The sequence below is a fragment of the Chitinophaga sp. CCNWYY40 genome (genome assembly GCF_037483205.1).
Lineage (GTDB): Bacteria > Bacteroidota > Bacteroidia > Chitinophagales > Chitinophagaceae > Chitinophaga > Chitinophaga ginsengisegetis.
Genome location: NZ_JBBHLF010000001.1, coordinates 564,934 through 590,137 on the forward strand (window position 1 = coordinate 564,934; position 25,204 = coordinate 590,137).

Below are 25,204 nucleotides of genomic sequence, written 5' to 3' on the forward strand. Positions count from 1 at the left end.
AAATTGAATGATGGAACTACCAGATAATATAGCTGCTTTATATCACCGTTGCATCCAGGGCGCCGCTACCGCACAGGAACACGCGGAATTCCTGCAGTATCTGCAGCAGCCCGGCCACGAGGATATTTTGCGCGAAGTATTGCGCCGCGGTTTGCGGGAACAAAAACCGCTGACAGACCTGCCACCGGAGCGGGAAGACGTGGTGTGGCAGGCTATCATGACTGCCACCGGTGCCACCCCTGCTGCAACGCCGGTGTATCGCATGACCTGGCTCCGGATGGCTGCGGCGGCCTGTATAGCGGTATTGATTGGCATAGGTGGCTATACCTATTACCGTTCGCTGGAACGCAGGCCAATGGCCGTACAAACGCCACTGGCGCCGGGTGGCAACAAAGCGATACTCACGCTGGGCAATGGCAAAGTGATTACACTGGATAGTATCAGCAACGGCCAAATTGCCGGTGAAAATGGCGTGGTTAAACAAAACAACGGCAAACTCGCCTATGCAGCCGATCCTTCGGGAGCTGTTACCATGCATGTGCTTACCATCCCGCGTGGCGGACAATATCAGCTGCAACTGTCTGATGGTACGGAGGTATGGCTCAACAGCGCTTCTTACATCAGGTATCCCAACCGTTTTGATGATAAAGAAAGGAGTGTGGAAATTTCGGGAGAAGCATACCTCCGTGTGGCTAAGAATGCCACGAAACCTTTTATCGTTGTTTCCAAAGGGCAGCGCATCGAAGTACTGGGAACGGAATTTAACCTGATGGCATACCCCGACGAAGCAGCCATCAAAACCACGCTGATAAACGGCGCCATCAGGGTGATACAGCAAAGAGAACAGAAAATATTAAAACCCGGGCAACAGGCAGCAGTAACAAATGGCGCACCCGGTATTGTCATAACCACACCAGACCTGGAAGAAGTGCTGGCCTGGAAGGAAGGCAAGTTCCGTTTTTATAATACAGACATTGCCACCATCATGCGGCAGGTGGCCAGGTGGTATGATGTAGAGATCGTATACCAGGGACAGCTGCCGGGCGAAGAATTTTACGGCGCCATTCCGAAAAGCGAAAACGCCACACAAATCCTGGACGTCCTGGAATTAACACACAAAGTACATTTTGAAATAAAAGGGAAGAAGATCATCGTTATTCCCGGTCCTAGAAAAAATTAAACCAACCAGTCATTGTGAATGAAAATATATAAATAAACCGTAGTACATCAACCAAAAAAAATCCGGAAATGGGGAAAACATTTCCGGATAACAGCAGGACTTAAACGTAAAACCAAAATCGCTTTTCAGCATTACTTTAACATCCAAACCGGTACAAAGATATGAACTTAATTGTACATGGCAGTCCCATGCCTGATCGTATGCCACTTAAACTGACCAGATTTATGAAGGTATGTTTCTTTGTTTTTACAGCAGCATTACTTCTCAGCGCCAATGCTTACGCACAAAAGATTACGATCACAGGACGGAATTTATCCCTGGAGAAAATTTTCAGGGAAGTAGAAAAACAAACAGGATATTCTGTGCTCGTCAGTAAAGAAACACTGAAGAAATCGAAATCTGTAAACCTGAACGTAAAAGATGCCTCCCTGGAGGATGTATTGGATCAATGTCTTTCAGAACAACATCTTACCTGGGAAATAAAAAATAAGGTGATTGTGATTACACCCGAACAACCTGCTGCAATGGCGCAACCGGTAATGGTGGAGCCAGTGCCTTCCAACCCAGGCAGGATTTTCAACGGGCGGGTAGTAGATGAACGCAAAAGACCTATTGCCGGCGCCACCGTTCACGCTGATGTATCCGCCGACCGTTTGCAGATGTCTTTTACAGACGAAAAGGGCGTCTTCATTTTATCTGAAGTAGAACTTCCGGTGGTGAAGGCCCGGATTACCGGCGTAAATATAGAACCCTGGACCGGCGAGCTGAACATGGATGAACAGCAACATACCATTGTCGTAAAAAGTAAAGTGTACCAGCTCTCCGATGTAAAGGTGATTGTTAATACCGGCTATCAGAAACTCGATAAAGAAAGGGCCACCGGCTCCTTTGGTAAGCCGGATATGGAGATTGTTGCCAAACGTACCGGCAGCATGGATATCATGCAAAGACTCGATGGACTGATCCCCGGATTAACCCTGGCAGTGGGCGCCGATTATGATGTAGATTCACGCAACATGAATGGAAATGGCGTTACTACCCGGAGAAGTGTGATCAGGGGAAAAGGCACCGTTCAGCTGAACACAGATCCGCTGTATGTGGTCAACGGCATGATCGTAAACGATTTCAGTACGCTGAACCCCGATGATATCGAGAATATCACAGTATTGAAAGACGCCGCTGCTGCCGCCATTTATGGCGCCAGGGCAGCCAACGGCGTAATAGTACTCACCACTAAATCGGGGAAAAATAATCAACGGCTCACGGTTGGCTACAACGGCTTTATTAACTTCCAGGGTAAACCCAACTACAGTTATATCCCGGTGATGAACAGCCAGCAGTTCATTGCCACCGCAAAAGAATTATTCGACCCCATACAGTTTCCGTGGAATACCTTGTACGATCAAACCATTCCGCCGCACGACCAGCTGATGTATGATCATTACCGCGGACTGATCTCTGACGCGCAGTACAACAAAGGAATGGACAGCCTGGCGTCTATCAACAACCGGCAGCAGATCCTTGATCTGATGGTTCGCCCGGCGTTTACCACCAATCATACCGTTTCTGTGAGCGGTGGAAATAACGTGTATTCATTTTATGGATCATTGGGCTATACTATGTCGCAGGATAATATGCCGGGAAATAAAGACAATAGTTACAAAATAAACCTGACGCAAAATCTTCAGCCGAATAAAAATATCAGGATCTCTGTAAACGCCTCTCTCATCAACAGCGTACAAAGCTCAAAGAACCAGGTGGCAGCTGCTCCTAATGTGTTGCCCTATCTGCTGCCCAGGGATGCATCCGGGAAAAACGTAGCAATGCCTTTTATGTCCGGCTGGTCAGATTCCCTGCGGCTCGATTACCAGGCGCGCAGCAGGATCAATATGGATTATGTACCGCTGGATGAAACGGATTACGCGCATAGTGAAAGGAATACTATTTTCATTAACCTTACCGCCAACGCAAACATCAAAATCTGGAAAGGATTGAGTTTTGATGGTACCTATGGTTATGTGAAATCTCCGGGTATTAACAACTATTTTAGTGATAACAGGGCGTTTTCTCAGCGGCAGCAGCTCCTGGGTTTTACCATAGCGCCTACTGTCAATTCCACACCTAAATACCTGGTACCCACTACCGGCGGCACTTTCATGGAGGGGCACAACGATCAGCGCAACTGGACCGTACGGAACCAGCTGGTATACACTGCAGAACCCGGACAGGGCCGGGATCACCTGATGATACAGCTAGGGCAGGAGGCACAGGAACAATTCAACTTTTCCACCACCAGTACTTTTTTGGGATATGATGAAAAACTGGGCACCTATGGGATGGTTGATTATGCCACCCTGAGCCAGGGTGTAACAGGTACGGTTAGCGGTTACGGCTACCTGCAGCGCCCATACTTCGTTAACCAAACGCTCTCCCGTTTTACTTCAAAATTTGCACTGGCCAGTTATACTTTTAACGGAAAATATAGTGTAGATGGAAGCTGGCGGCAGGATCACAGTAATCTTTTTGGCAGCGATGTTTCTTCGCAGAATAAGCCGATATGGAGTTTTGGCGCTAAGTGGCAACTGGCAAAAGAGCATTTTTTCAAACCCATCACATGGGTCGATAACCTTAGCATCAGAACCACCTATGGTATCACCGGTAATTCGCCCTACGTGGGGTCTGCATCAAGGAATGATATCCTGAATGCGAGCCCCCAGGCTGTTAGCGGCGGAATAGCCGGTGATGCATTAGGCATTCAAACTACTGCCAATAACAAACTTGCCTGGGAGCATACTGAAACCATTAATATCGGTATAGATTATTCCCTGCTGAAAGGAAGGATCAGCGGAAGTATTGATATGTACCGCAAAACCACCTCCGACATGTTGGGCAACGTTTTCCTGAATCCATTTACCGGATATAGAAGTAGCCTGGGCAATATCGGCAAATATTCCAATAAAGGCTTCGAATTGAATATCACTTCACAGAATATCCAGGGAAATGGTTTGAACTGGTCCACCACATTTATATTCAGCTATAACAAAAATAAGCTGCTGGATTTTGAAACGCTATCCGCCTATGCCAATACCGGGGATTATAAAATACAATCGTTCTATTATATCGGTTATCCCGCCGGGCCTGTTTTCGCCTACACCTGGGGCGGACTGGATAATATGGGCGACCCGCAGATAAAACTCAGCGATAAATCCATTATCAAAGATCCCTACTACCAAACAAAGAATGAGGATATTAAATATATGGGCACCACCATTCCCATTTTCAATGGCGGGTTCTCCAATACCTTTCGTTACAAGGGCATTTCACTTTCGGTGAACATGATTTATAACATGGGCAATGTGATGCGCACTGATGCTGCCATTATCACCTCTGACCGGATAGGACAATATGCGTCAGGATTTATGTCCGGAAATCTGCCCAGCTTTTTCCTGGACCGCTGGAAAAAGCCGGGAGATGAAGCTATCACCAATATGCCTTCCTATGTAGCCAATCCATCTGAAGGCTATACCCGCCGCAACATGAACTACTATAACAGGGCCGATATCAATGTAGTGAGCGCCTCCTATATCAAGATCAGGGACCTTACGCTTAATTATGAACTGCCTGCTTCCTGGCTGAAACCTTTGAAGGTACAGGAACTGAGCGTATACGGACAAGCCACCAATTTTATGGTGTGGAAAGCCAACGATCATGGTATTGATCCGGAATACCACGACATGCGGCAGGGGGGCAGGACCACGCCTCCTTTTCTGCATAGCTACAGCCTGGGCGTAAACCTTACTTTATAAGTGAACATAAAATGAACAGATCATGATAAAGAAAATAATTTGTCCTTTCTTATATATAACGCTGCTCTTTTCTTTTGTTGCCTGCAAAAAGGATTTCCTGGAAGTAGTGCCGCAGGGCAGCCAGGTAGCTACCACCACCGACGACTATGATAAGCTGATGAACAACCCCTGGTTTTATATGAGTGACATTTCAGGGTGGCAGGAAGCCGTATCAATGGGCGATGAAACAGGCGCAGAAGCAGCGTTTCTGAACAGGGGCTCGGTATGGATGCCGCGGCTTTTTCAATGGGCCGACAGCATCTATAAGCCTGGCGATGAACTGTCGTACCCTTACTTGTTACGGGAAGGACTGGAAAAGATGTACCTGCTCAACAAGATCATCGCAGAAGTGATGGAATCTTCCGGAGGATCAGATGCGCAAAAGAAACAACTCCTCGCCGAAGCAAAAGCTACCCGCGCCTGGATAAATTTCCAGTTTATCAATTTTTACGCAAAACCCTACGATGCTGCTACTGCCGCTACAGATATGGGTTTCCCGGTTATCGACAAAGCGGATATTACCGTGCGGGAGTTCAGCCGCGGCAGCGTACAGGGTAGCTATGATTTTATTATTAAAGACCTTACAGAAGCACTGGCGGATGTACCCGTGCGCCCCAGTATTGTGACGCGCATGTCCAAACCCGCGGTGGCCGGGCTGTTGGGCAAAGTGTATATATTTATGGGCCGCTATACGGATGCGTTGCCATTACTGAATAATGCCTTCACCGATATTGCTGCCAACGGCACACCGGTACTGTATAACTACAACGTGGAGTTTGCACCGGGCGGCGCATTCCTGCCCATCGATCCAACTTTCGGCCCGCAGGGGCCGGGCGTTAACCGCAATGATACCAGGGAAGCAATTCTTTCTAAAGTTTATTACAATGGTCCGTTCCGGGGGAATATGTTTGGCACCGACGGACTGGTACTGATGCCGGCCACCGCAGCCTTGTATGGGCCTCATGATCAGCGCCTGCTGCTGTATACCAACAAAGATATGGATGGTAACCTCAACCCCGGCGGCAGGTTGCGTAAATATGGAATTACCTGGTCGCGCTTCGGATTGCAATTGCCCGAACTGTACCTGCTACGGGCAGAGTGCAGGGCCAGGACAAACGACCTGGGTGGCGCAGTTGCAGACCTGGAAACATTAAGAAGGAACCGCATGCCATCGGCTGATGCGCCGGTGCCGGCAATCATCGCCGGCAACCAGGTTGCGCTGATAAAATACATCATCGATGAGCGTATCCGTGAATTTGCACAGGAGGGATACCGCTGGTTTGATATGCGTAGATTATCGGTAGATCCCATTTTCAGCGGTAAGCCGATCACGCATACTTTGTACAACACCAACGGAACAACTACGGTCATTACACTGAAGCAGCCCAACCGCCTGGTGATGAAAATACCGCCCTACTTTATACAGAACAACCCGGGTATGCCCGATAATCCATAATTCAATAAAAAAACAGACCAACACGATATGACCAGCATTGTAAAGCTTGAGCGCCTGTCTCATAAGTATAGCAGCTCATGGGCGATCCGTGATATCAATATAGAGATCAGCAAAACCGGTATCGTCGGACTGCTGGGATCTAATGGTGCGGGTAAGTCCACCACCATGAACATCCTTTGCGGCGCCCTGAACCAAACAGAAGGGAATGTATATATCAATGGAATCAACATGCGCGAAGATCCGCAGCTCGCAAAAAGAGAGATCGGTTTTTTGCCGCAGAACCCGCCGCTGTACATGGATCTGACGGTAGATGAATACCTGGGTTATTGCGCAGGATTAAGACAGTTGCCAAAAGACAGAATGAAACCAGCCATAAAAGAAGCCAAGGAACGTTGCGGCATCGACCACTTCAGCAGCCGGTTGATCCGCAATCTTTCCGGTGGCTACCGGCAGCGCGTAGGCATTGCACAAGCCATTGTTCACCGTCCCCGCCTGGTAGTGTTGGACGAGCCTACCAATGGCCTCGATCCCAACCAGATCACGGAAGTCCGCTCCCTGATCAAAGAAATTGCACAGGACCGGGCTGTTATCTTTTCTTCCCACATTCTCTCTGAAATACAGTTGCTCTGTAAAGAAATCAAGATGATTGAAAACGGAAGGATCGTATTCTCCGACAGCATGGACGCATTCAACAACTATGTGGAACCACACAGTGTAATGATGCACCTGGAAAATCCGCCGGCTGCCGCCGAGCTGTTGAAAATAGATGGGGTTACCAAAGCCGATTTTCTTACAGAACGGCAAGTGCGCCTGTATTTCAACGGCAACCAGGATATCACCGAAAAGCTGATCATCGCCAGTGTGCAGAACGGATGGCGGCTGCGCGAAATCAATCTCGATAAAACAGCACTCGATGAGATCTTCAAACAATTATCCAGTCAATCATCTCAATAAAAATATTTAATGAAGACAATATTCAGAATTGCAAAAACAGAACTACGGGTACTGTTCTATTCTCCCATTGCCTGGTTTTTACTGGTTGCCTTTTTTATTCAATGTGGTATCGCCTATTTCCTTCAGCTGAAAGGATACGCCGGCATGCAGGAAATGGGCGGCGAACAGTTACGGTATATGGATCATCTGACTATCAAGATCTTTTCCAGTCAAATGAGCGTATTCGATAACGTGATGCAGAAACTGTATCTCTACATTCCCTTGCTTACAATGGGATTGATCAGCCGGGAAACCAGCAGTGGTACCATTAAACTGCTGTACTCTTCCCCGATAAAAGTACGGGACATTGTGCTGGGTAAGTACCTGGCGATGCTCATTTACAGTGTGCTGATGGTAGCAGCTATGAGTGTTTTCATTGCGGCCGGAATGTGGCAGATCAAATCACTGGACAGCGGGATCATGCTATCTGCTGTACTGGGACTTTTCCTGTTACTGTGCACGTACGCCGCCATCGGGTTGTTTATGTCCAGTTTAACTACCTACCAGGTAGTAGCGGCGGTATGTACTTTTGTGATGATCGGCATCCTCAGCTTTGTAGGCACCATGTGGCAAAGCATCGATTTTGTGCGGGATCTTACCTATTTCCTGTCTATCCAGGGACGTACGCAGAAAATGTTGTTTGGTTTAATCAGCAGTAAAGATGTATTATATTTCCTCGTTATCATCTTTATGTTTATCGGCTTCACCTATTTCAAGCTGAAATCCGGCATGGAATCCAGGCCATTTATGGTGAAAGCAATGAGATATGTGATCGTGGTGGTTATTGGCCTGGCTGTGGGGTATATCAGTTCCCGGCCTGCCTTTACAACCTATACGGATACCACGGTTCACCAGGAACGAACCCTCACACCCAATGCCCAACGGATTATTAAAGAGTTGGGAGATGAACCACTGGAAGTGATCACTTATAACAATGCTTTGAGCAGATATTCGTGGCTGGGCGTACCCGAGCAACGTAACAGGCTGCTGGACAACTGGGATCTGTATACCCGTTTCAAGCCGGGTATCAGTTTCCGGTTTGTACAGTACTATGCAGAGCCGTTGGATAATCCGCAGTTTCCGTTTTCTAAAATGTATCCCGGCAAAACTGTTAAAGAGGCGGCGGAGCAAACCATACGTGGGATGGGGATGAAGGTATCCGCGTTTAAAACACCCGAAGAGATCAAAAAAATAATTGACCTGGAACCTGAATTGAACCGGTTTGTAATGCAGTTAAAATACAAAGGCCGCTCTACTTTTCTGCGGGTCTTCGATGATCAGATGGTATGGCCAGGCGAAACAGAGGTTTCCGCTGCCTTCAAACGTTTACTGCAGGCTAAGCTGCCAAAGATCCTGTTTGTAACCGGCGACCTGGAAAGGGATATTCATAAAGTGGGCGCCAGGGAATATATGACCATCACCAATACTAAACCATTCCGGTATTCCCTCATTAACCAGGGCTTCGATTCAGACACCATCTCCCTCGGTTCGCGCGATATCCCAGAAGGGATTACCGCCCTGGTACTGACAGATCCGAAAACGGCCCTCAGCGCTGCTGCGCAGGCCAAACTGGAACAGTATATTGATAAAGGAGGAAACCTGCTTATTGCCGGGGAACCAGGCAAGCAAACGGTGCTCAATCCCATCCTGCAAAAACTGGGCGTGCAAATGATGGAAGGTGTGGTGGCCCAACCCAGCAAGGATCTTACGCCGGATATCGTATTGCCGCAGTTAACTCCGCTGGCAGTGTCTTTATCCGCCGATGTAGCGAAAACAGTGAAAGACAGCCTGAAAGTGGCAATGCCGGGTGTTACCGGTCTTGCCTACAGCGGTAGTTCCTTCACCATTGAGCCATTGCTGATTACCGATACCCAAAAGAGCTGGCTAAGGAAAACCTCGCTGGTACTGGATTCTGCACAGGTTGTATATGATGCCGCCGCTGGTGATGAGAGAAAAGCATTGCCGGTGATGATCAGCATGACCCGCAAAGTGAACGGTAAAGAACAACGCATCATTGTAGCCGGCGATGCCGATTTTATGAGTAACAGCAACCTGAACAGGTTTGATGTGGAAACCGCTAACTTCCCCTTCATCACCGCATTATTCAGCTGGCTGGATTATAAACAGTTCCCCATAGATACACACCGCCCGGAATCGGAAGACAACCGGGTAAAAGTATCGCTTGACGATGTAGATCTGCTGAAGATCGTATACCTCTGGGTGATGCCGGGAATCATGATTGCTTTTGGCGCTATATTGCTGATCAGGCGTAAGCGGAAATAAAACTTTATGCTATTTACAACAGATAAACAAACACTGGAAGATCTTAACATCTTTGGCAAACATGGCGGAGATTCCATCTTCAATATCTTTAACCGCTGCATCACGAGAGGTGGTGCAGCGGTGCTGGATGAAATGTTCCAGTACCCGCTGTCGGACGAGCAGATGATTAACCGCCGCAGTGGCATCATTCAGCATTTTGCTGCAAAGGAAACCGTGTTCCCGTTTGAGAATACACTCTTTGATGCAGCAGAACCCTATCTCACAAATACGGATGAACGGACCAGGCTCACCATAGAAGAACATGCGGTCACTAAAAAACTCAGCAGCCTTATTGCACCGGATGCAGACGCTGTTCAGCTCCGTAAGGGAGTGATGGCGCTTGCCAGGCTGATAAAAGGACTGCATGATTTTATTCACTCACCGGAAGTAGCGGGAATGCCTTATTATAAAACAGAGAAAGCCGCTATAGCCGCACTGCTGACGGACCCCGCGTTGAGCCCCGTGATCACACAAACGGGAAAAGACAAGCTGCCGGCCGCTACAATGGCTGCTTTTGACGGTATTTTCCGTTTCCGCCATCGGGACATTATTTTGAAACTGCTGCGGCATATCTATTACCTCGATGTATACATCGCCGTAGCAAAGGTGGCAAAGGAGCGGGGATTTGTGTTCCCGGTTGCCCTGCAAAAAAGCCGCCTGACGGTAACCCTGGAAGGCGTGTATCACCCGCAGGTGCCCAATGCCGTGGCCAACACGATCGGGATAACCCCGGATGGCAACGTTATTTTCCTGACAGGCGCTAACATGGCCGGGAAGTCTACTTTCATGAAATCATTGAGCATTGCGCTGTTCCTCGCGCATATGGGTTTCCCGGTACCGGCCACCCGCATGGAGTTTTCAGTGCTGGATGGTATTTACACTACAATAAATCTTCCGGATAATCTTGGGATGGGCGCCAGCCATTTTTATGCGGAAGTGCTGCGCGTGAAAAAGATGGCACATGAACTCAGTCAGGGTAAAAACCTGCTGATCGTATTTGACGAAATGTTCCGCGGTACCAACGTAAAAGATGCCTACGAAGCTACTATTGCCATTACCAAAGCCTTTGCTACCAAACGTAACAGCCTGTTTGTGATTTCCACCCATATCATTGAGGCCGGGGAAGTATTAAAACAAGCCTGTGATAATGTTCATTTTATTTACCTCCCTACACGTATGAATGGTAACAAACCTGTGTACACGTACAAACTGGAAAATGGTATAACGGACGACCGTCATGGTATGATCATCATCAATAATGAGGGTATCCTTGATATGCTGCGGGCAGGTATCTCAAAAATGAATTAAAAGATAATAACATGAGCTTCATTGCCGATAAACAAACATTGGATGACCTGAACCTGCTGGGTAAATATAAATCGCATTCTATTTACAGTCTTTTTAATAAGGTGCGCACAGCAGGCGGTGAGCGGTTACTGGAATCTATGTTCCAGCATCCGCTTACAACGCCGGAAGAAATCAACCGGCGCAGCAGCACGTTCCGGTACTTCCAGGAAAAGCAGCTGGAGTTTCCCTTTCAGAACGGCGCTTTCCGGGTAGCGGAAAATTACCTGGGCATGGGATCTGCCGGCAACAGGGTATCGGAAATGATTACGACGGTGAAAAAAAAGATTGGGCATTCGCTGTTGAGAGATGACCAGTTTACAATCCTGCACAACGGGCTGCTGGCCTGTATCGCCGCATTAAACGCGTTGAAGGAGCTGTTAAATCATATGGATGATAACCATCCGCATCCTTTCCGGGAACAGGTGAAAATGTTGCTGGATATTTTTTCCAATCACCGGTTAAAATGGCTTACCGAAGAAAAAGACGCAACACAGTTGCCGCTGATGAAAGTGGTCCGCTATGATTTCCTGTTGCGTAATACCCTGCGAAAAGAAATGGACATCATCCTGGAAAATATCTACCTGTTGGATGTTTACACAACAGTGAGCCAGGTGGCGCGGGAGAAAAATTTCTCTTATGCAACCGCGCTGCCGGTAACGGATCATTTAATCCAGGTAGATGGACTCCGGCATCCGGGGCTGGACAATGGCGTGCCTAATCCTTTATCCCTTCACCTGAACCGGAACGTGATGTTCCTCACCGGCGCCAATATGGCCGGTAAATCCACGCTGATGAAGTCTTTTGGCATTGCGGTGTACCTGGCGCATATGGGATTCCCGGTAGCTGCCGTCTCGATGAAGTTTGCGGTGAGAGACGGCCTATATACCTCTATTAATGTACCGGACAGCCTGAGCCTGGGATACAGCCATTTTTACGCGGAAGTGATGCGCGTAAAAAATGTGGCCGCAGAAGTGAGTCAGAAAAAGAACCTCGTCGTAATTTTTGATGAATTATTTAAAGGCACCAATGTAAAAGATGCGTATGATGCCACCCTGGCGGTAACGGAAGCCTTTTCCCAATACAGGAATTCCTTCTTTATTATCTCCACCCATATCATTGAGGTAGGGGAAACACTAAAACAGCGATGTGATAATCTGCAGTTTGCTTACCTGCCAACCGTGATGGAAGGCACTGTGCCACGATATACTTACCAGCTGGAAACCGGTATCACTACCGACCGGCACGGCATGATGATCATAGAAAATGAAGGGATCCTGGAAATTATTTTGTCTTAAGATAGCAACCTCTCATTGCGTGGGATTTATCTTATTATAAATATCGTTGTAGGTATCAAAGTTCCGGAACACCTGGCTGGTGGGTAAATTTAATTGTTGTGCGATCGTGGAAATGCTGTCTGCCCTTGTAAGGAGTTTAATGGCTTCCTTTGTCTGGTTGGTGGCGATTAGCCGGGTAACGGCTTGGATCAACCGTTCCTGGTAGGTATTACCTTTTACATTGATGATGTAAGGATGTGTAATAAAGCTTCTCGTAAGTTCGTCCAAACGGTTCATGAAGCCGGTAAGGTTGCTGTAAGGTGCATCTATCTGCGAAAAATTATTCCAGTAAAGATCATATTTAACGTAATCGATCACCATATCTATCAGCAATTCCTGTTCAAAATTAATCCCGCTGTTATTTTCATTAACGGCAAAGCGGGTCATTACGGCAGACAGTACCGGCAAAAGATTGTTTAATTCAATAAGCTGTTTATTGCCCGCCAGCAGCTCAAGATCGGGGAGGGGAAGGAATTCGCAATCTGTAAAGTCTGTATTTTCCCCGGTGGCCAGTATTTGCAGCGCGCGGACAAGCGTTACCAAAAAAGGATGCTCCCGGATGATCCCGTGATCGCTGTCGGTGAGCTGCTGGAAATTTTTATAGTCCTTGAACGCATACATGATTTTGTCCAGCACGAGGTATTCTTCCGCCTCCCGGCGGAATGATTGTTTATTGGAATAAAAGAAGAAACAATTTTCCATATCCGCTTTATTATGATAGCGGATCATGAATTGGGTTTGATAATGATCGTATATATAGAAGGGAAAGATCCTGGGATCTTCTGTGCCATTGGCTTTCAGGAAGTATAACCCGTTATCCAGTTTGCCGGAAAAAATAAACCAGCCTTCTTCATTATTAAAGCGGGTATTATCAGTGTTGAATTCAATCAATATTTCATTGGTACTGCTGAGAATGGAGTAGCTGGTAAGTAAGGTAACAGGAACCAGTTCCGGGAAAGTGTTTTTGTCGTATTTGGCGCCAAAGAAGAGGAAGTTGGGCCGGTCCGGCGTACTGGGGTTGGTGGATTGTATGCTGAATGCTTCAAGATTTTTGCACAAGTAATCATGGGTGGCTTTGAAAGATAAGATGGGTGCAACAGAGGGGTAGTCGAAGTCGAAGTGAAATGTTTTATCGGCATCCACAATGAGCAGATATTCCTGGTAATAATCGATCAGGTTTACTTTCAGGCGGTAGATGCCTTTTTCCACAAACATATCCAATTGGGAAGTGTACCCGGCGTAAATGATCTGCAGATCGCCATCTACGAGTACCAGGTGCAATCCCTCCACTGGTTGGTTGAAAGCTACGAGAATATGGAATTTAACATCAGAATTGTTCATAACCCATAGTATTTTCAGAGAAGTTGATGATAGTTTTTTGTTCACCACTTACGTTGTCCACTAAAACATAATTCCCTTTTTCCAGTTTGTAGTGCCATTTATCTCCTGTAACTACGTTATCTGTACGCAGTTTGTCAGCGTTTTTATTATAGAGGGTCACATTGGAATTACGGTTAAAGGTGATTTCGAAGTTGTAGGCTTCTTCCAGTTTTTTTACTTCGCAGATCACGATGTTATCGCCGCCATTGTCCGTAGAGGCGCTGCCGTTCTGGATCTTATTGTATTTCAGGGCATAGGTAGGGAAATTGTTTTCTATGTGCTGTTTCAGGTCCAGTGCGGTGATCCTGCCACTGTTGTTGATATCGGCATCGCCTTTCAGGCTTTCGATGAGGAAAGAAGTAAAGGCGCCTCTTTTCTGGTTGGAGTCGATCGATACTTCATAGCTTAATTTCCCGTAGATGGTGGAATTGCAAACCAATACTTTGGGTACGCGTTCTCCTACTTTATTCTGCCAGTCGCCGATAGGAGGAAGCCCTTTTATCATGGTGTCGTTTTCCCGGCAGCAGTCGAGGAACAATAGTACTTCATCAAAGATCCCTTTGTTAATCAGCCCGGTTAAGTAATCCAGGCTGGAGATACAGTGATTAATCATTTTGGGCCAGAACCGCATGCATAGGGCGGTATTGTTAAAGGTATTGCCGATACCATGACCGGAAAAATAAAAGTAGATCCGATTGCTTTCGTTCCGGTGTGTTTTCGCATTTTCTGTGATGGCTTCAATGGCATTATCAATTTCATAGCCAATCACAATCTGGTTGCTGGCATCGGATTTCAGTAGTTTAATATTATCGGGGTTGGAAACGAGCTGCATATCGGTCAGGAATTTTGCAAATGCCTCTGCATCGGCTACTGCCCCGGAGAGTGCCCTTTTATCATAATGGTCAATACCTATTATAATTGCATATTCCATGAGTTAAATACTTTTTAGAATAGCGGTTAAAGTGAGTGTGTCGTTGTCAAAATCGCCGTGTTTAAGAGAGCTGCAGCGCAGGCTTTCATCGGCATTTTCAAGATCTGTGGAGAGGATCAGTTTATTATTGCTGATATATTGATTCAGTTTTTTCAGTTCATCAAAGCTTTCGTAACGGCCGGTTGCTTTCAATTGTTCATGCAGCCCCATAATTTTGGCATCCACCTCTTCTTCAAAAAGACCGGACACCAGGTACAATAAGGAGTGTGTGTAAGCAAAGGGAATACAATGATCTTTTTTCTCATTGCTTTCGTCCATTGTAAACATCTTAAAATGTTTGAACACGCCTTTTTCCTGCGCGGGGCTTCCCTTCTGGAGGAAGAAGTCTGTTCTGCAGGCGGGCGCCAGGAAGAAAACATTGTTATAGGTAATGGCATTGAAATGGTTGGTAGTGGCTTCGAGCAGGTTGCATACGGCAATGGCGCCGGCGCTGTGTCCTATCAGTTCTATATCCAGTTTTTTCCCTGCGGCTTTTCGTTTTTGCAGGTGTGCATCCAGCAGGGAGAGGAAGTGTGTACCGGCATGCAGGTTGTTACCGGTTCGTCCGCTGTTGCTGCTGAACATGTTGCCGGATTTATCTTTGATCTGTTTCCAGCCCCATCCGCCAATTTTATCCAGGTACAGTTTTCTGAAGGCTTCTTCCATGATGGTGGGGTAGAAGTCGTGGTGCGTTTTTTTGAAGTAGCGTTTTAATACTGCAAAGGCTATCTGCGCTACTACTTTGGCTACAAACAGCATTCCGCCCCTGGCCACTTCATCGCCTTCGGCTTGTTCATATTTAAGTTCATCCGATCCTTCGGCGCTCACCAGCCCTTTGGCTTCTGTTTCCAGTTTGGCGTAGTAGGTACTGTAATTTTCGTCTTCCTCATCTATTTCAAGGGGTGTTCCGCCGCGGGCATCCAGCGACCGGTCGAGGTCTTCAAAAGGTTCGATCTTTTGTTTTTCCGCGGCAATGGTTTCATCGCTGAGGTAGGTGCCGCCGCCTTTGGCATCATCCAGTCCCAGTTTTTTAGCCACCAGTTTGGTAACGAATTTCACGATTTCATCGAACATGCCTTTACCGGTAAGTTCCTTCAGGTTTTTCAGGTTCTGCACCACTACTTCGGCTGGACCGGTTTCCCATACAAAGGCAACGGTATGTCTTTTGGCCGCGGTATCGGCGAAGTGTTCTTTCATGACGGTGGCAGCTTTCAGCCCGCTTTTTTCGCTGACTAATCCCCCGTGAAAATAGACGAGCAGTTTTTCGATATCTTTTTTTTCGAGGTAGCTGAAGATTTGTTCTACATCGGCAGGGGTGGTGGACAGGTGACCGGAATCAGCAAAGGTGCCATCGGCGCCTGCATTCACAAAGAAGATTTTTTCAAGTGCTTCCATGATCTTTTTTTGGGGATGATTTGAATACACGGAAAGGCCCATCTTTATTTGGGATGATTGGGGTACTGGTTTGGAGTTACTCGTCTTTTGGGGCTTCTTTTCCTGATCTCTAATATCGGTCATTTTTACAGAAATTCAAATTTATTGTACCAGGGAGAGGGGCCGCCGGGTTTAGTGCTATCTGAAAAAATTATTGGTTCTTTTTTAAGAAAACCAGAATACTTGTATACCTTTACACCCGGATATCAAAAATTATATTGGAAAAATACAGGGAAAAGATTGAGCAGCATAGTACAACTATGGAATCAATGGGGCTTACCCCGGTGGCGGCGAGGGTATTTATATACCTGATGCTGAGTGAAGAGCACCAGGCAACCTTTGAGCAAATGGTGAATTACTTTGGCGTGAGTAAAAGCGCCGTTTCCAATGCGCTCAAAATGCTGGAGTCGGTAAAGATGGTAGACGCCAAAACCATTGGTGGACAGCGTAAGCGGTATTTCTCCGTGAATGTGAAAACCATGTTCAGTGAAGATCACATCTCTGAAAAGATAAAGCAGTTTTATACCATAATGGATGATATCAGGGCCACGAGAAAGGTAGATGATGCATTTAACGAAGAACTGAAAGAAGTATCAGACCTGTACAAGATGATGTTGTTTGAAATTCCGTTGATCCTGGAACGATGGAAAAGAACTATTGAATTAAAACAACAGCAAAAATAAACCTCTTTTTTTGCCAACTTTAGTTCTTTTGATTCAGAACTAAAAGAAACACAAACATATCAGATGAAAACAGTCAGCCTGTTGCTGTTACTGGCTCTCCATGTAAGGATAGCAGCCGGGCAAAGCATGCCCGTAAACAGCACTTCTCCGCAATGGACCCTTGAAAAATGCCTGGAATATGCCACCAGCCATAACCAGGACATCCTCTCACAAAAGCAGCTGGTACAAGCCGGCACACAAGACCGCAAAGCAGCTGCCGCCCAACTCACGCCGCAGATAACATTGAAAGGAGAAATAGACAACTACTGGAAAATACCCGTACAGGTATTTCCCGGGGAGCTGGTGAACCAACCCGCGGGCACTTTTATTCCAGTGAGAATGGGAACCCCCTGGATGGGCAGCTACGGTGTGGATGCTGACCTGCCGCTGGTAGACATACAAACCTGGCAACGCATCAAACTCGCCCGCCTGCAGGAACAGGGCGCACAGGCGGAGTACAACTCCCTGCTGAAAACGTTGCTCAGGAATGTACGCATTGCCTGGTACAGCGTACAGCAACAACAGGAATATGTTGCCGTTACCACTCATCTCCAGGAAAATTATCAACACATCCACCAGCTGATCAGCCGCCAGTTTGATAAAGGACTGATCGATAAAATTGTGCTGAACCAATCGGCCACCCTGCTGAAAAACCGGGAGGTGGAGCATCTGGAAGCCGTTGCCACCTTGCAGCAAAACTACCTGGACCTGAAATTCTGGATGGGCTTTCCATTGGAAGACACGCTGCCGGTGGCCGCATCCGGCGAATTACCGGAACTGGCCATCACCGGGTTCAACGGCGAACAGCTGCCGGATTATGAAGCGGAGTGGTCGAAAGTAAAAGTAGCGCAGCAAAATTACCGTTCTTCTTTATCGGCCATCTACCCAAGCTTGCATATCAAAGGCACCTGGGAGCAACTGGGCTTTGGCGATAAAACCAGTTTCATTACCCGCTCCCCGTGGTTTACCGTAGGCTTTGTGGGCCTGCAACTCAGTATGCCGCTGTCGCTCAGCAGGATCGCCTATCAGCCCCGCAGCCAGAAAGCCCGCTGGGAAGCCGCTGATCAGCAGTTTAAAAGTTATACATCTCAACAGGAAAAAAAATACCGGCAGGAAAAGGTACTACTGGAACAAGCTGCCAAAAATATACAACTGCAACAGGAAAATATCCGGCTCGCCACCGAAAATGAACAACTCACCATGCTGAAAATTAATAAAGGCATCATCGATATGATCCAGCTGAAAGAAGTGCAAACAGATCTCTACAAAGCACAGGAACAACTGAACGATGCGAGGATGGATTTTTTCAGACACTATACAGAAATAAATTATTTACAAAATAAATAAGCCTGCATGAAAAAGCTTTTATTAACAGCAGGAATAGCCATCCTGGCAACCGCCTGCAAAGAAAAAATACCCGTTTATACCGTACAGCAACGTACCCTCAATGAAGCCGTATACGCATCCGGGGAAATCATGCCCCAGGCTTATTATTTCCTGAAATCCAACAGTGCCGACCTTCTCCTGCAGGTAAAAGTAAAAGAAGGCGATGCCGTAAACCGCGACCAGGTACTGGCAGTGCTGGGTACGCCCAGTCAGCTTACACAATCGGATATACTCCACCGCCAGGTAGCACTGGCCGGCCGCAACGCGGAAGAGGGCTCCGCCACCCTCAACGAATTAAAAGAACGGATTGAACAGGCCCGGCAAAAGTATGAAGCCGATAACCTGAACGCCGCACGATATACCGATCTCGCAAAAGATAAAGCCGTTGCGGAAAAGGATGCGGAACAAACACGGCTGGAAGCAGCTAACAGTTTACATACCTACCGTTCATTACAACAGCAGTATCTCGCACAAAAAAATGCCCTGGCGGATAAACTGCTGCAAACACGCGAACAACTGGCAGCAAACAACCAGGTGAGGGAAGGAAAAGTACTGAAAAGCCCGGTAGATGGGAGCGTATTTAAAGTATACCTGAAAGAAGGAGAGCTTGCGCCGCTCAACGACCCGGTAATGATGATTGGCCTGCCAGGCAAATTTAAACTGGAACTGCTGGTAGACGAAAGGGATATCAGCAAAATTAAAACCGGGCAGAAAGTATATTTTGAAACAGATGTGTATGCCGGTAAACAATTTGCCGCCACCATCAATAAAATTATTCCGGTATTGCAAAAAGAAAGCAGGAGCTTCCAGGTGGAAGCCGCAGTATTGGATAGCAATGCATTTTATCCACAGTCGTCGGTAGAAGCCAATATCATCATCCGGGAAAATATACGCGCTCTAATGATCCCCGCCGATTACCTGCTGAAAGGCGACAGCGTATACCTACAACAGGGAAAGGAATGGCGGAAGACGCACATCACCACTCATACAAAAAGCGGCGAGTGGGTGGAAATAACAGGCGGACTACAAGCCGGGGATATCATCGCAAAAAAAGAGTAAGCCATGAAATTGCTAACCGACATACAGCTCACAGCATCTATTGCGCTTACGCATATGCGCACCAGGCTGAAACAAACCGTTATTGCCACCATAGGCGTTACTTTCGGGATCACGATGTTTGTATTTATGGTGAGCTTTATCCAGGGCTCCAATGATTTTGTTAAGGCCGTAGCCTTTGAGCAATCGCCACACCTGCGGCTGTACAACGAAGTACAAACCACGCCCGGTACCATCCTCGATAAGGTGCAAACACACGCAGTAAATATAGTAGATCACGTAAAACCAAAAGATGTTTTACTGAGTTTGAAAGATGGAAAGCAGATTGTACAAACGCTGCAACAGGACCATCGTATCCGTGCAGTCTCCGGCTCTGTCAACGCACAGGTATTTTACAGGATGGGTTCCAGCGCTATCAATGGTATCATCAACGGGATTGAATTTGAAGCAGAGAATTCGTTGTTTAACCTGCAGGCCAAATTGGTGGATGGTAGTTTTCATGAATTATCTACCATGCCCAACAGCCTGGTAATGGGCATCGGGCTTGCCAAACGGCTGAATGTAAAAACGGGCGACCGGTTCGCACTCACAACAGAAAAAGGAAACTCCTTTTATGTTACGGTGGTAGGGATTTTTAAAACCGGCATGACCGATATCGACAAACAACAAAGCTATGCCAGTCTTAATACCGTGCAACGTTTCCTCGCTGTGCCCGCTGCATACATCACCGATATAAAGATCAAACTGCATGACATGGAGCTGGCGCCCGCATTGTCAAAGGAACTGCAAACGAAATATGACTTCCAGGGGTCCGACTGGAAACAGGATAACTCTGCTATCCTGGAAGGCGACGCACTCCGGAAGATGATTGTATACAGCGTAGCCATCACCATATTGCTGGTAGCAGGGTTTGGCATTTTCAACATCCTCACCATGATGATCTATGAAAAAATGAAAGACATTGCCATCCTTAAAGCGATGGGGTTTTCCGATGCGGATATCCGGTGGATCTTTTTGATACAGGCGTTGATTATTGGTATCATCGGCGCATTGCTGGGATTGTTGTTTGGCTTTCTTTGTGCCTATGGCATTTCAAAAATGCCATACAAAAGCGATGTTATGATCACGCTGGACCATTTGCCGGTAAGTTTCAACGCGGTGTATTATATCACCGGTTTTTCTTTTGGCATTCTCACCACTGCGCTCGCCGGCTACCTGCCGTCGCGCAAAGCAGCCCATGTAGATCCTATCACTATTTTAAGAGGGTAAACCATGAACCTGATCTCCGTTAAACATGTAAATAAATATTTCCTGCAACCCGCAAAGATGCAGGTGCTGAATGATGTGAGTTTTGAGATAGAAAAAGGAAAATTCGTTGCTATTACGGGTAAATCCGGCAGTGGCAAATCCACGCTGCTATACCTGCTGTCTACCATGGATACTGCTTTTGAAGGCAGCATCCGTATTAACCAGGAAGAAATGCAGGGAAAAAGTAATCCCTGGCTCGCTGATTTCAGGAACCATCACATTGGTTTTGTATTCCAGTTTCATTACCTGTTACCGGAATTTTCCGTGTTGAAGAATGTGATGTTGCCTGCACTTAAACTACGAAGATATTCATCTTCAGAAATAGAGCATCGTGCGAATGAACTCCTTAAATTGCTCGGAGTAGCTGACCAGGCGCATAAGCGGGCATCATTGCTTTCCGGTGGCCAACAGCAGCGGGTGGCTATTGCGCGGGCACTGATCAACGAACCGTTGATCATTATGGGAGATGAACCGACCGGTAATCTTGATAGCCATAATTCCGCAGTAGTATTTGATCTCTTTAAAAAATTATCAGCAGAAAACGGGCAAACGATATTGATGGTAACCCATGATGAAGACATAGCCAAAAGATCGGACCGCACTATTCATCTCACAGATGGTAAAATAGACGAGGTGCATCTAGGGTAGCCGGGCCGCCAGCTTCTCCGGCATATATTTCAGCACCTGGTAAATGATCTTCCATTTGGCTCCCGGCACAATGGCAAAGCGATTCCCGGCATTCACTATTTTCTGTGCAATAAAGGAAGGCTCCATCAGCAGGTATTCAGGAAGGTCAAGTCCGGCGGTCATTTTACTACGGATATATCCTGCTATAATTACATTAACAATAATTTTCCTGGAGAAGAGATATTGCCGCAGTCCTGCAAGATACTGTGTGAATGCAGCTTTGGTGCTCCCATATACAAAGTTACTCTTTCGTCCGCGTACGCCGGAAAGCGACGATAGACCGATGATTCTTTCCAGGTGAACATTTTCCTTATCTGTGATAATGAGATTAAGAATAGACAGGGCGCCGGCATAATGCACATTGATCATCCGGTAACTGCCTTCCCAATCTACCAGTGCCTGTTCGTTGGTTACCTGGAATCCGGCAGCGTATACCACGATATGAGGTTTGGCGGGCAGGCCGGCATAGAATTCTGCATGACCGGAAAAAGCAGTGGCATCAAAATAGCAGATGGTCAGTTGCTGATCAGCTACGTTCCTGGCTTTCATAAATGATGCGATGTCGCCTGTGCTGCGCGAAGCAGCTATAACATGATAGCCTTTTTCCAGGTACAGTAATATTGCTTCTTTGGCCACATCGGAATTGGCGCCGAGGACAAGGACCGTTTTGATAGCGTGAAGATTCATAGATCATAAAAATAGTCATTGTCCGGATATTAGTTGCATTGCCGGAAATTACGTTTCCGGCAATGCAGCGGGGAGCAGCATCAGGACCTTCTTTTACTGATATCACACAGCATATCGGAATGGATGTTCAACCCGATGTTGGTAATATTATAAAGATGTTCGCTGGCCACCAGCCAAACAATTTCGCAGATCTGGCGATCAGAGTAATACTCCGGCAAGGGGCTGAAAGTGGTAGGGTTAACCGTTTTATCCCTGGTAAGTTCTGTTACATAGTCGAGCAGCGCTTTTTCCGCGGGTGAAAAAAGCGGGCTTACGGTATAGTCGTCCAACGCATCAAGGGACATCTGTTAAAAACCTATCTTGTTATATCCGGTTATTTACTGTAATCTTATAGGGTAATAAAGTAACCCGATGACAGTACCTATCATTAACAGGTGGATCTCCTGCCTGTGTTGTTTAACTATGGCGGTAGTAGCCACTGCCCAATCTCCCGCAAAAAATAACAAGCTTGAAAAGATAGACGCTGCCCTGACAGATATTTTGCAGGAAGCGCAGGGCGCCGGCTTTGCGGTAGCGGTAGTGGAAAAAGACCAGGTGATATTTTCAAAAGGCTTTGGCTACCGGGATATGGCCCGTAAATTACCGGTTACCGCGCATACCCGTTTTGCCATTGGCTCCTGTACCAAAGCATTTACCAGCGCCTTACTCGGCGACCTGCGCCAGGAAGGGAAGGTTGATTTTGATAAACCGGCAACGACCTATCTGCCCGCACTGGATTTTGCCGACAGCTATCTCAATACCCAGGTTACCTTGCGTGATATGATGTGCCATCGCACGGGTTTTTCCCGTTACGACCTGGCATGGTATCTTTTTGAAACGGATTCGAGAGACTCGCTGCTGAAGCGCATGCACTTCATGAAACCCAATGCGCCTTTACGCGCCCGCTGGCAATACAACAACTTTATGTTTATGGTGCAGGGAATGGTAGCAGAGCGGTTAACGGGACAGTCGTGGGAGCAGAATATTACCAGCCGCATTTTTCAGCCACTGGGCATGAGCGAATCTTCCATCGGTACTATTGCCCTGGCGGCTGCTGACGAGCCGTCGCGCGGATACCAGTTCAGTAAGGAAAACGGCATTAAGGAAATGAAATATCACCCTATAGTGGCAATGGGGCCGGCCGGCGCCATCAACAGCACGGTAATGGATATGTCGAAATGGCTCATCACCTGGATCTATGGCGGGAAGTACCACGGGAAAGAAATCATCCCGGCAGATTATGTGAAAGAGGCCATTTCTTCCCAGATGGTGATTCCGGGCGGTGAACCGGATAAGCAAACACCGTATATCCAGTTTGCCAATTACGGACTTGGCTGGATGCTGCTTTCTTATCGTGGTCATTATCGCGTGGAGCACGGCGGGAATATAGATGGCTTCACCGCATTAACTACCTTTTATCCTACAGATAGCATTGGCATCGTGGTGCTGAGCAACCAGAATAATTCCGCCATTCCTACAAAGGTGACGAACCTGATCACCGACCGGCTGCTGGGCATTGCGGCCGACACCAAACCTAAAAATAAGCCCGGTAAAAAAGAGGATGATCCAGCGCCGTCCAGAGATTCAGCGTTTAAGCCGCATCCTGCTACGCACCCGGTGACAGCGTTTGCCGGGGTGTTTAAAAATGATGCTTATGGTAACTTTGAAATTTCTGTGAAGAAAGATTCCCTGTTTGCCACATTCCCTGATGTAACGTGGTACCTGAACCAGGAAGACTATAACATTTTCTCTCCTTATGATGCTGCAGACAGTGTGATTGATGTAAAGTATAAGTCGAATGTAAGAGTACAATTCCTCATGAATAACAGCGGGGAAATTGACCGGCTGAGTTTTGCCTACGACCCGTCCGGCGATCCGGTGATATTTGACCGCGTGCCGCAACAGGTGGTATTATCGGCCGCCTCACTGACGCCGTTTGTGGGCGCCTACAAATTGGCTTCCGTGCCTATCCAGATCAAACTATCGGATACCCAGGTGCTCACAATGGTGGTGCCCGGACAACCGGTATATACCCTGGAAGCGATCGATAACAGTACTTTCCGTATTAAGGGACTGAAAGAGTTTAAAGTAAAGTTTATCAGGGATGATAAAGACAAAGTGGTGGCGTTAACTTCCATTCAGCCTAATGGTACCTTCCGGGCGGAGAAGGAATAATGCATTTTAGAACTTACGTTTGTTGCCGGAATGTTTGTAAGCCTTCCGGTTACCTATATTTTCTACAAAAAAAATCTCTTACTGTATGAAAAAAATCTTTACTCTGTTGCTGTTAATGGCAGTTATGATGACAGCAAACCAGTTAAAAGCACAAGACCTTGTAAAAGGTAAACTTGATTTTCTGAAGGACGTTACCGAACTGGGCGTATCCTTTGATTACAATAAATTAACCGTAGGGACAGAAGGCAAAGAAGCGAACTATCTCAAAAGAAAAAAAGCGGAAAGAGATGCCAAAGAGCCAGGAACGGGCGACAAATGGATAGAAAGCTGGTTTGCCGACAGGAAACAACATTATGAACCCAAATTCTCAGAGCTGTTTACTAAATATGGCGACATTAAGCTTACAGAAGATTCTGCCAGTAAATATCTGATGGTTGTGCGGACAAAATTCATTGAGGTGGGCTATAATGTAGCCGTTTCCTCGCAAAAGGCGGCGGTGAACCTGGAGATTGAAATATTTGACAGGGACAACCTGAAAAAATCTATCTGTAAAATTATGATGAATGATATGAAAGGAGGAAAAGGACAGTTTGATATGGGACTCCGGATTGCCGATGCCTATGCTAAAGCAGGAAAGGAGCTGGGGCAGCTGGTAAGTAAAAAAGTAAAATAATTATTGGTATCTCCATAAAAAAACCGGTGCAGCTCTGTATTACTGCACCGGTCTGGGGAACATTGTATTTATTGATGGGGCCGGGTTACGAACAACGACGTTAAGACACACTATTAAAAACTAAAATTGGGGTGTTACCGAGATGCCATCATTATTACAAACCGTTGCCAGGTATGTGTTTGATGGGATCTCCGGATAAAAGGCCATCAG

The 25,204-nt window shown here is 46.8% G+C and carries 19 protein-coding genes; 14 read left to right on the top strand and 5 right to left on the bottom strand.

The annotated features are described in order from the left end of the window. Nucleotides 1-7 precede the first annotated feature (7 nt). From V7S65_RS02320 to V7S65_RS02350, 7 genes are all read left to right on the top strand, one after another. On the top strand, nucleotides 8-1,180 hold the full coding sequence (locus V7S65_RS02320; RefSeq protein ID WP_111580142.1) for a FecR family protein: 1,173 nt from the start codon (nucleotides 8-10) through the stop codon (nucleotides 1,178-1,180). 224 nt (nucleotides 1,181-1,404) lie between these two features. Beyond that, nucleotides 1,405-4,986 carry a SusC/RagA family TonB-linked outer membrane protein gene (locus V7S65_RS02325; RefSeq protein WP_336386348.1) on the top strand — a complete coding sequence of 1,194 codons (3,582 nt, stop codon included), beginning with the start codon at nucleotides 1,405-1,407 and terminating at the stop codon, nucleotides 4,984-4,986. A gap of 22 nt (nucleotides 4,987-5,008) precedes the next feature. Next, complete coding sequence (locus V7S65_RS02330; protein ID WP_336386347.1) at nucleotides 5,009-6,481, top strand: RagB/SusD family nutrient uptake outer membrane protein; 1,473 nt, start codon at nucleotides 5,009-5,011, stop codon at nucleotides 6,479-6,481. Nucleotides 6,482-6,508: 27 nt separating this feature from the next. After that, nucleotides 6,509-7,435: an ABC transporter ATP-binding protein gene (locus V7S65_RS02335; protein ID WP_079468420.1), complete on the top strand. Its 927-nt coding sequence runs from the start codon at nucleotides 6,509-6,511 to the stop codon at nucleotides 7,433-7,435. A 9-nt stretch (nucleotides 7,436-7,444) separates the two neighbouring features. Beyond that, nucleotides 7,445-9,757: a Gldg family protein gene (locus V7S65_RS02340; protein WP_336386346.1), complete on the top strand. Its 2,313-nt coding sequence runs from the start codon at nucleotides 7,445-7,447 to the stop codon at nucleotides 9,755-9,757. 6 nt (nucleotides 9,758-9,763) lie between these two features. After that, entirely contained in the window at nucleotides 9,764-11,104 is a 1,341-nt protein-coding gene (locus tag V7S65_RS02345) for a MutS-related protein (RefSeq protein WP_336386345.1), read from the top strand. A gap of 11 nt (nucleotides 11,105-11,115) precedes the next feature. Then, nucleotides 11,116-12,438, top strand: a complete 1,323-nt coding sequence (locus tag V7S65_RS02350; protein WP_336386344.1) for a MutS-related protein — start codon at nucleotides 11,116-11,118, stop codon at nucleotides 12,436-12,438. A gap of 12 nt (nucleotides 12,439-12,450) precedes the next feature. Here V7S65_RS02350 and V7S65_RS02355 read toward each other — a convergent pair whose 3' ends face one another. Genes V7S65_RS02355 through V7S65_RS02365 form a run of 3 tightly spaced genes read right to left on the bottom strand, consistent with a single transcriptional unit; the run spans nucleotide 12,451 to nucleotide 16,222 of the window. Further along, entirely contained in the window at nucleotides 12,451-13,818 is a 1,368-nt protein-coding gene (locus tag V7S65_RS02355) for a hypothetical protein (RefSeq protein ID WP_336386343.1), read from the bottom strand. Then, nucleotides 13,805-14,788, bottom strand: a complete 984-nt coding sequence (locus V7S65_RS02360; protein ID WP_336386342.1) for a caspase family protein — start codon at nucleotides 14,786-14,788, stop codon at nucleotides 13,805-13,807. The genes V7S65_RS02355 and V7S65_RS02360 overlap by 14 nt, the downstream gene beginning before the upstream one ends. Before the next feature lie 3 nt (nucleotides 14,789-14,791). Beyond that, a complete protein-coding gene (locus V7S65_RS02365) occupies nucleotides 14,792-16,222 on the bottom strand; it encodes a hypothetical protein (RefSeq protein WP_336386341.1) in 1,431 nt (476 codons plus the stop codon). Between the two features lie 257 nt (nucleotides 16,223-16,479). Here V7S65_RS02365 and V7S65_RS02370 point away from each other — a divergent pair, with 257 nt between their 5' ends. The 5 genes from V7S65_RS02370 to V7S65_RS02390 all read left to right on the top strand — a co-directional run bounded on the left by V7S65_RS02370 (nucleotide 16,480) and on the right by V7S65_RS02390 (nucleotide 21,381). Beyond that, on the top strand, nucleotides 16,480-16,944 hold the full coding sequence (locus V7S65_RS02370; RefSeq protein WP_133256279.1) for a GbsR/MarR family transcriptional regulator: 465 nt from the start codon (nucleotides 16,480-16,482) through the stop codon (nucleotides 16,942-16,944). 63 nt (nucleotides 16,945-17,007) lie between these two features. Next, a complete protein-coding gene (locus V7S65_RS02375) occupies nucleotides 17,008-18,330 on the top strand; it encodes a TolC family protein (protein ID WP_336386340.1) in 1,323 nt (440 codons plus the stop codon). Nucleotides 18,331-18,336: 6 nt separating this feature from the next. Then, nucleotides 18,337-19,428 carry an efflux RND transporter periplasmic adaptor subunit gene (locus tag V7S65_RS02380; RefSeq protein WP_336386339.1) on the top strand — a complete coding sequence of 364 codons (1,092 nt, stop codon included), beginning with the start codon at nucleotides 18,337-18,339 and terminating at the stop codon, nucleotides 19,426-19,428. A gap of 3 nt (nucleotides 19,429-19,431) precedes the next feature. After that, entirely contained in the window at nucleotides 19,432-20,694 is a 1,263-nt protein-coding gene (locus tag V7S65_RS02385; protein ID WP_336386338.1) for an ABC transporter permease, read from the top strand. 3 nt (nucleotides 20,695-20,697) lie between these two features. Continuing rightward, complete coding sequence (locus tag V7S65_RS02390; protein WP_336386337.1) at nucleotides 20,698-21,381, top strand: ABC transporter ATP-binding protein; 684 nt, start codon at nucleotides 20,698-20,700, stop codon at nucleotides 21,379-21,381. Here V7S65_RS02390 and V7S65_RS02395 read toward each other — a convergent pair. Further along, nucleotides 21,373-22,107, bottom strand: coding sequence for an SDR family NAD(P)-dependent oxidoreductase (locus tag V7S65_RS02395; RefSeq protein ID WP_336386336.1), 735 nt, complete (start codon nucleotides 22,105-22,107; stop codon nucleotides 21,373-21,375). The genes V7S65_RS02390 and V7S65_RS02395 overlap by 9 nt on opposite strands. Nucleotides 22,108-22,187: 80 nt before the next feature. Beyond that, entirely contained in the window at nucleotides 22,188-22,451 is a 264-nt protein-coding gene (locus V7S65_RS02400) for a carboxymuconolactone decarboxylase family protein (protein WP_336386335.1), read from the bottom strand. Nucleotides 22,452-22,518: 67 nt separating this feature from the next. Between V7S65_RS02400 and V7S65_RS02405 the strand changes: the two genes are divergently transcribed. Beyond that, nucleotides 22,519-24,321: a serine hydrolase gene (locus tag V7S65_RS02405; protein WP_336386334.1), complete on the top strand. Its 1,803-nt coding sequence runs from the start codon at nucleotides 22,519-22,521 to the stop codon at nucleotides 24,319-24,321. 85 nt (nucleotides 24,322-24,406) lie between these two features. Beyond that, on the top strand, nucleotides 24,407-24,994 hold the full coding sequence (locus V7S65_RS02410) for a hypothetical protein (protein ID WP_336386333.1): 588 nt from the start codon (nucleotides 24,407-24,409) through the stop codon (nucleotides 24,992-24,994). The last annotated feature ends 210 nt before the right edge of the window (nucleotides 24,995-25,204 follow it).

Bases quoted from the DNA above. Each gene is read 5' to 3' on its own strand.
- V7S65_RS02350 (WP_336386344.1), top strand. From the start codon at position 11,116: ATGAGCTTCATTGCCGATAAACAAACATTGGATGACCTGAACCTGCTG.
- V7S65_RS02400 (WP_336386335.1), bottom strand. From the start codon at position 22,451: ATGTCCCTTGATGCGTTGGACGACTATACCGTAAGCCCGCTTTTTTCA.
- V7S65_RS02320 (WP_111580142.1), top strand. From the start codon at position 8: ATGATGGAACTACCAGATAATATAGCTGCTTTATATCACCGTTGCATC.
- V7S65_RS02380 (WP_336386339.1), top strand. From the start codon at position 18,337: ATGAAAAAGCTTTTATTAACAGCAGGAATAGCCATCCTGGCAACCGCC.
- V7S65_RS02385 (WP_336386338.1), top strand. From the start codon at position 19,432: ATGAAATTGCTAACCGACATACAGCTCACAGCATCTATTGCGCTTACG.
- V7S65_RS02355 (WP_336386343.1), bottom strand. From the start codon at position 13,818: ATGAACAATTCTGATGTTAAATTCCATATTCTCGTAGCTTTCAACCAA.
- V7S65_RS02375 (WP_336386340.1), top strand. From the start codon at position 17,008: ATGAAAACAGTCAGCCTGTTGCTGTTACTGGCTCTCCATGTAAGGATA.
- V7S65_RS02390 (WP_336386337.1), top strand. From the start codon at position 20,698: ATGAACCTGATCTCCGTTAAACATGTAAATAAATATTTCCTGCAACCC.
- V7S65_RS02405 (WP_336386334.1), top strand. From the start codon at position 22,519: ATGACAGTACCTATCATTAACAGGTGGATCTCCTGCCTGTGTTGTTTA.
- V7S65_RS02330 (WP_336386347.1), top strand. From the start codon at position 5,009: ATGATAAAGAAAATAATTTGTCCTTTCTTATATATAACGCTGCTCTTT.
- V7S65_RS02365 (WP_336386341.1), bottom strand. From the start codon at position 16,222: ATGGAAGCACTTGAAAAAATCTTCTTTGTGAATGCAGGCGCCGATGGC.
- V7S65_RS02345 (WP_336386345.1), top strand. From the start codon at position 9,764: ATGCTATTTACAACAGATAAACAAACACTGGAAGATCTTAACATCTTT.
- V7S65_RS02340 (WP_336386346.1), top strand. From the start codon at position 7,445: ATGAAGACAATATTCAGAATTGCAAAAACAGAACTACGGGTACTGTTC.
- V7S65_RS02325 (WP_336386348.1), top strand. From the start codon at position 1,405: ATGAAGGTATGTTTCTTTGTTTTTACAGCAGCATTACTTCTCAGCGCC.
- V7S65_RS02335 (WP_079468420.1), top strand. From the start codon at position 6,509: ATGACCAGCATTGTAAAGCTTGAGCGCCTGTCTCATAAGTATAGCAGC.
- V7S65_RS02360 (WP_336386342.1), bottom strand. From the start codon at position 14,788: ATGGAATATGCAATTATAATAGGTATTGACCATTATGATAAAAGGGCA.
- V7S65_RS02410 (WP_336386333.1), top strand. From the start codon at position 24,407: ATGAAAAAAATCTTTACTCTGTTGCTGTTAATGGCAGTTATGATGACA.
- V7S65_RS02395 (WP_336386336.1), bottom strand. From the start codon at position 22,107: ATGAATCTTCACGCTATCAAAACGGTCCTTGTCCTCGGCGCCAATTCC.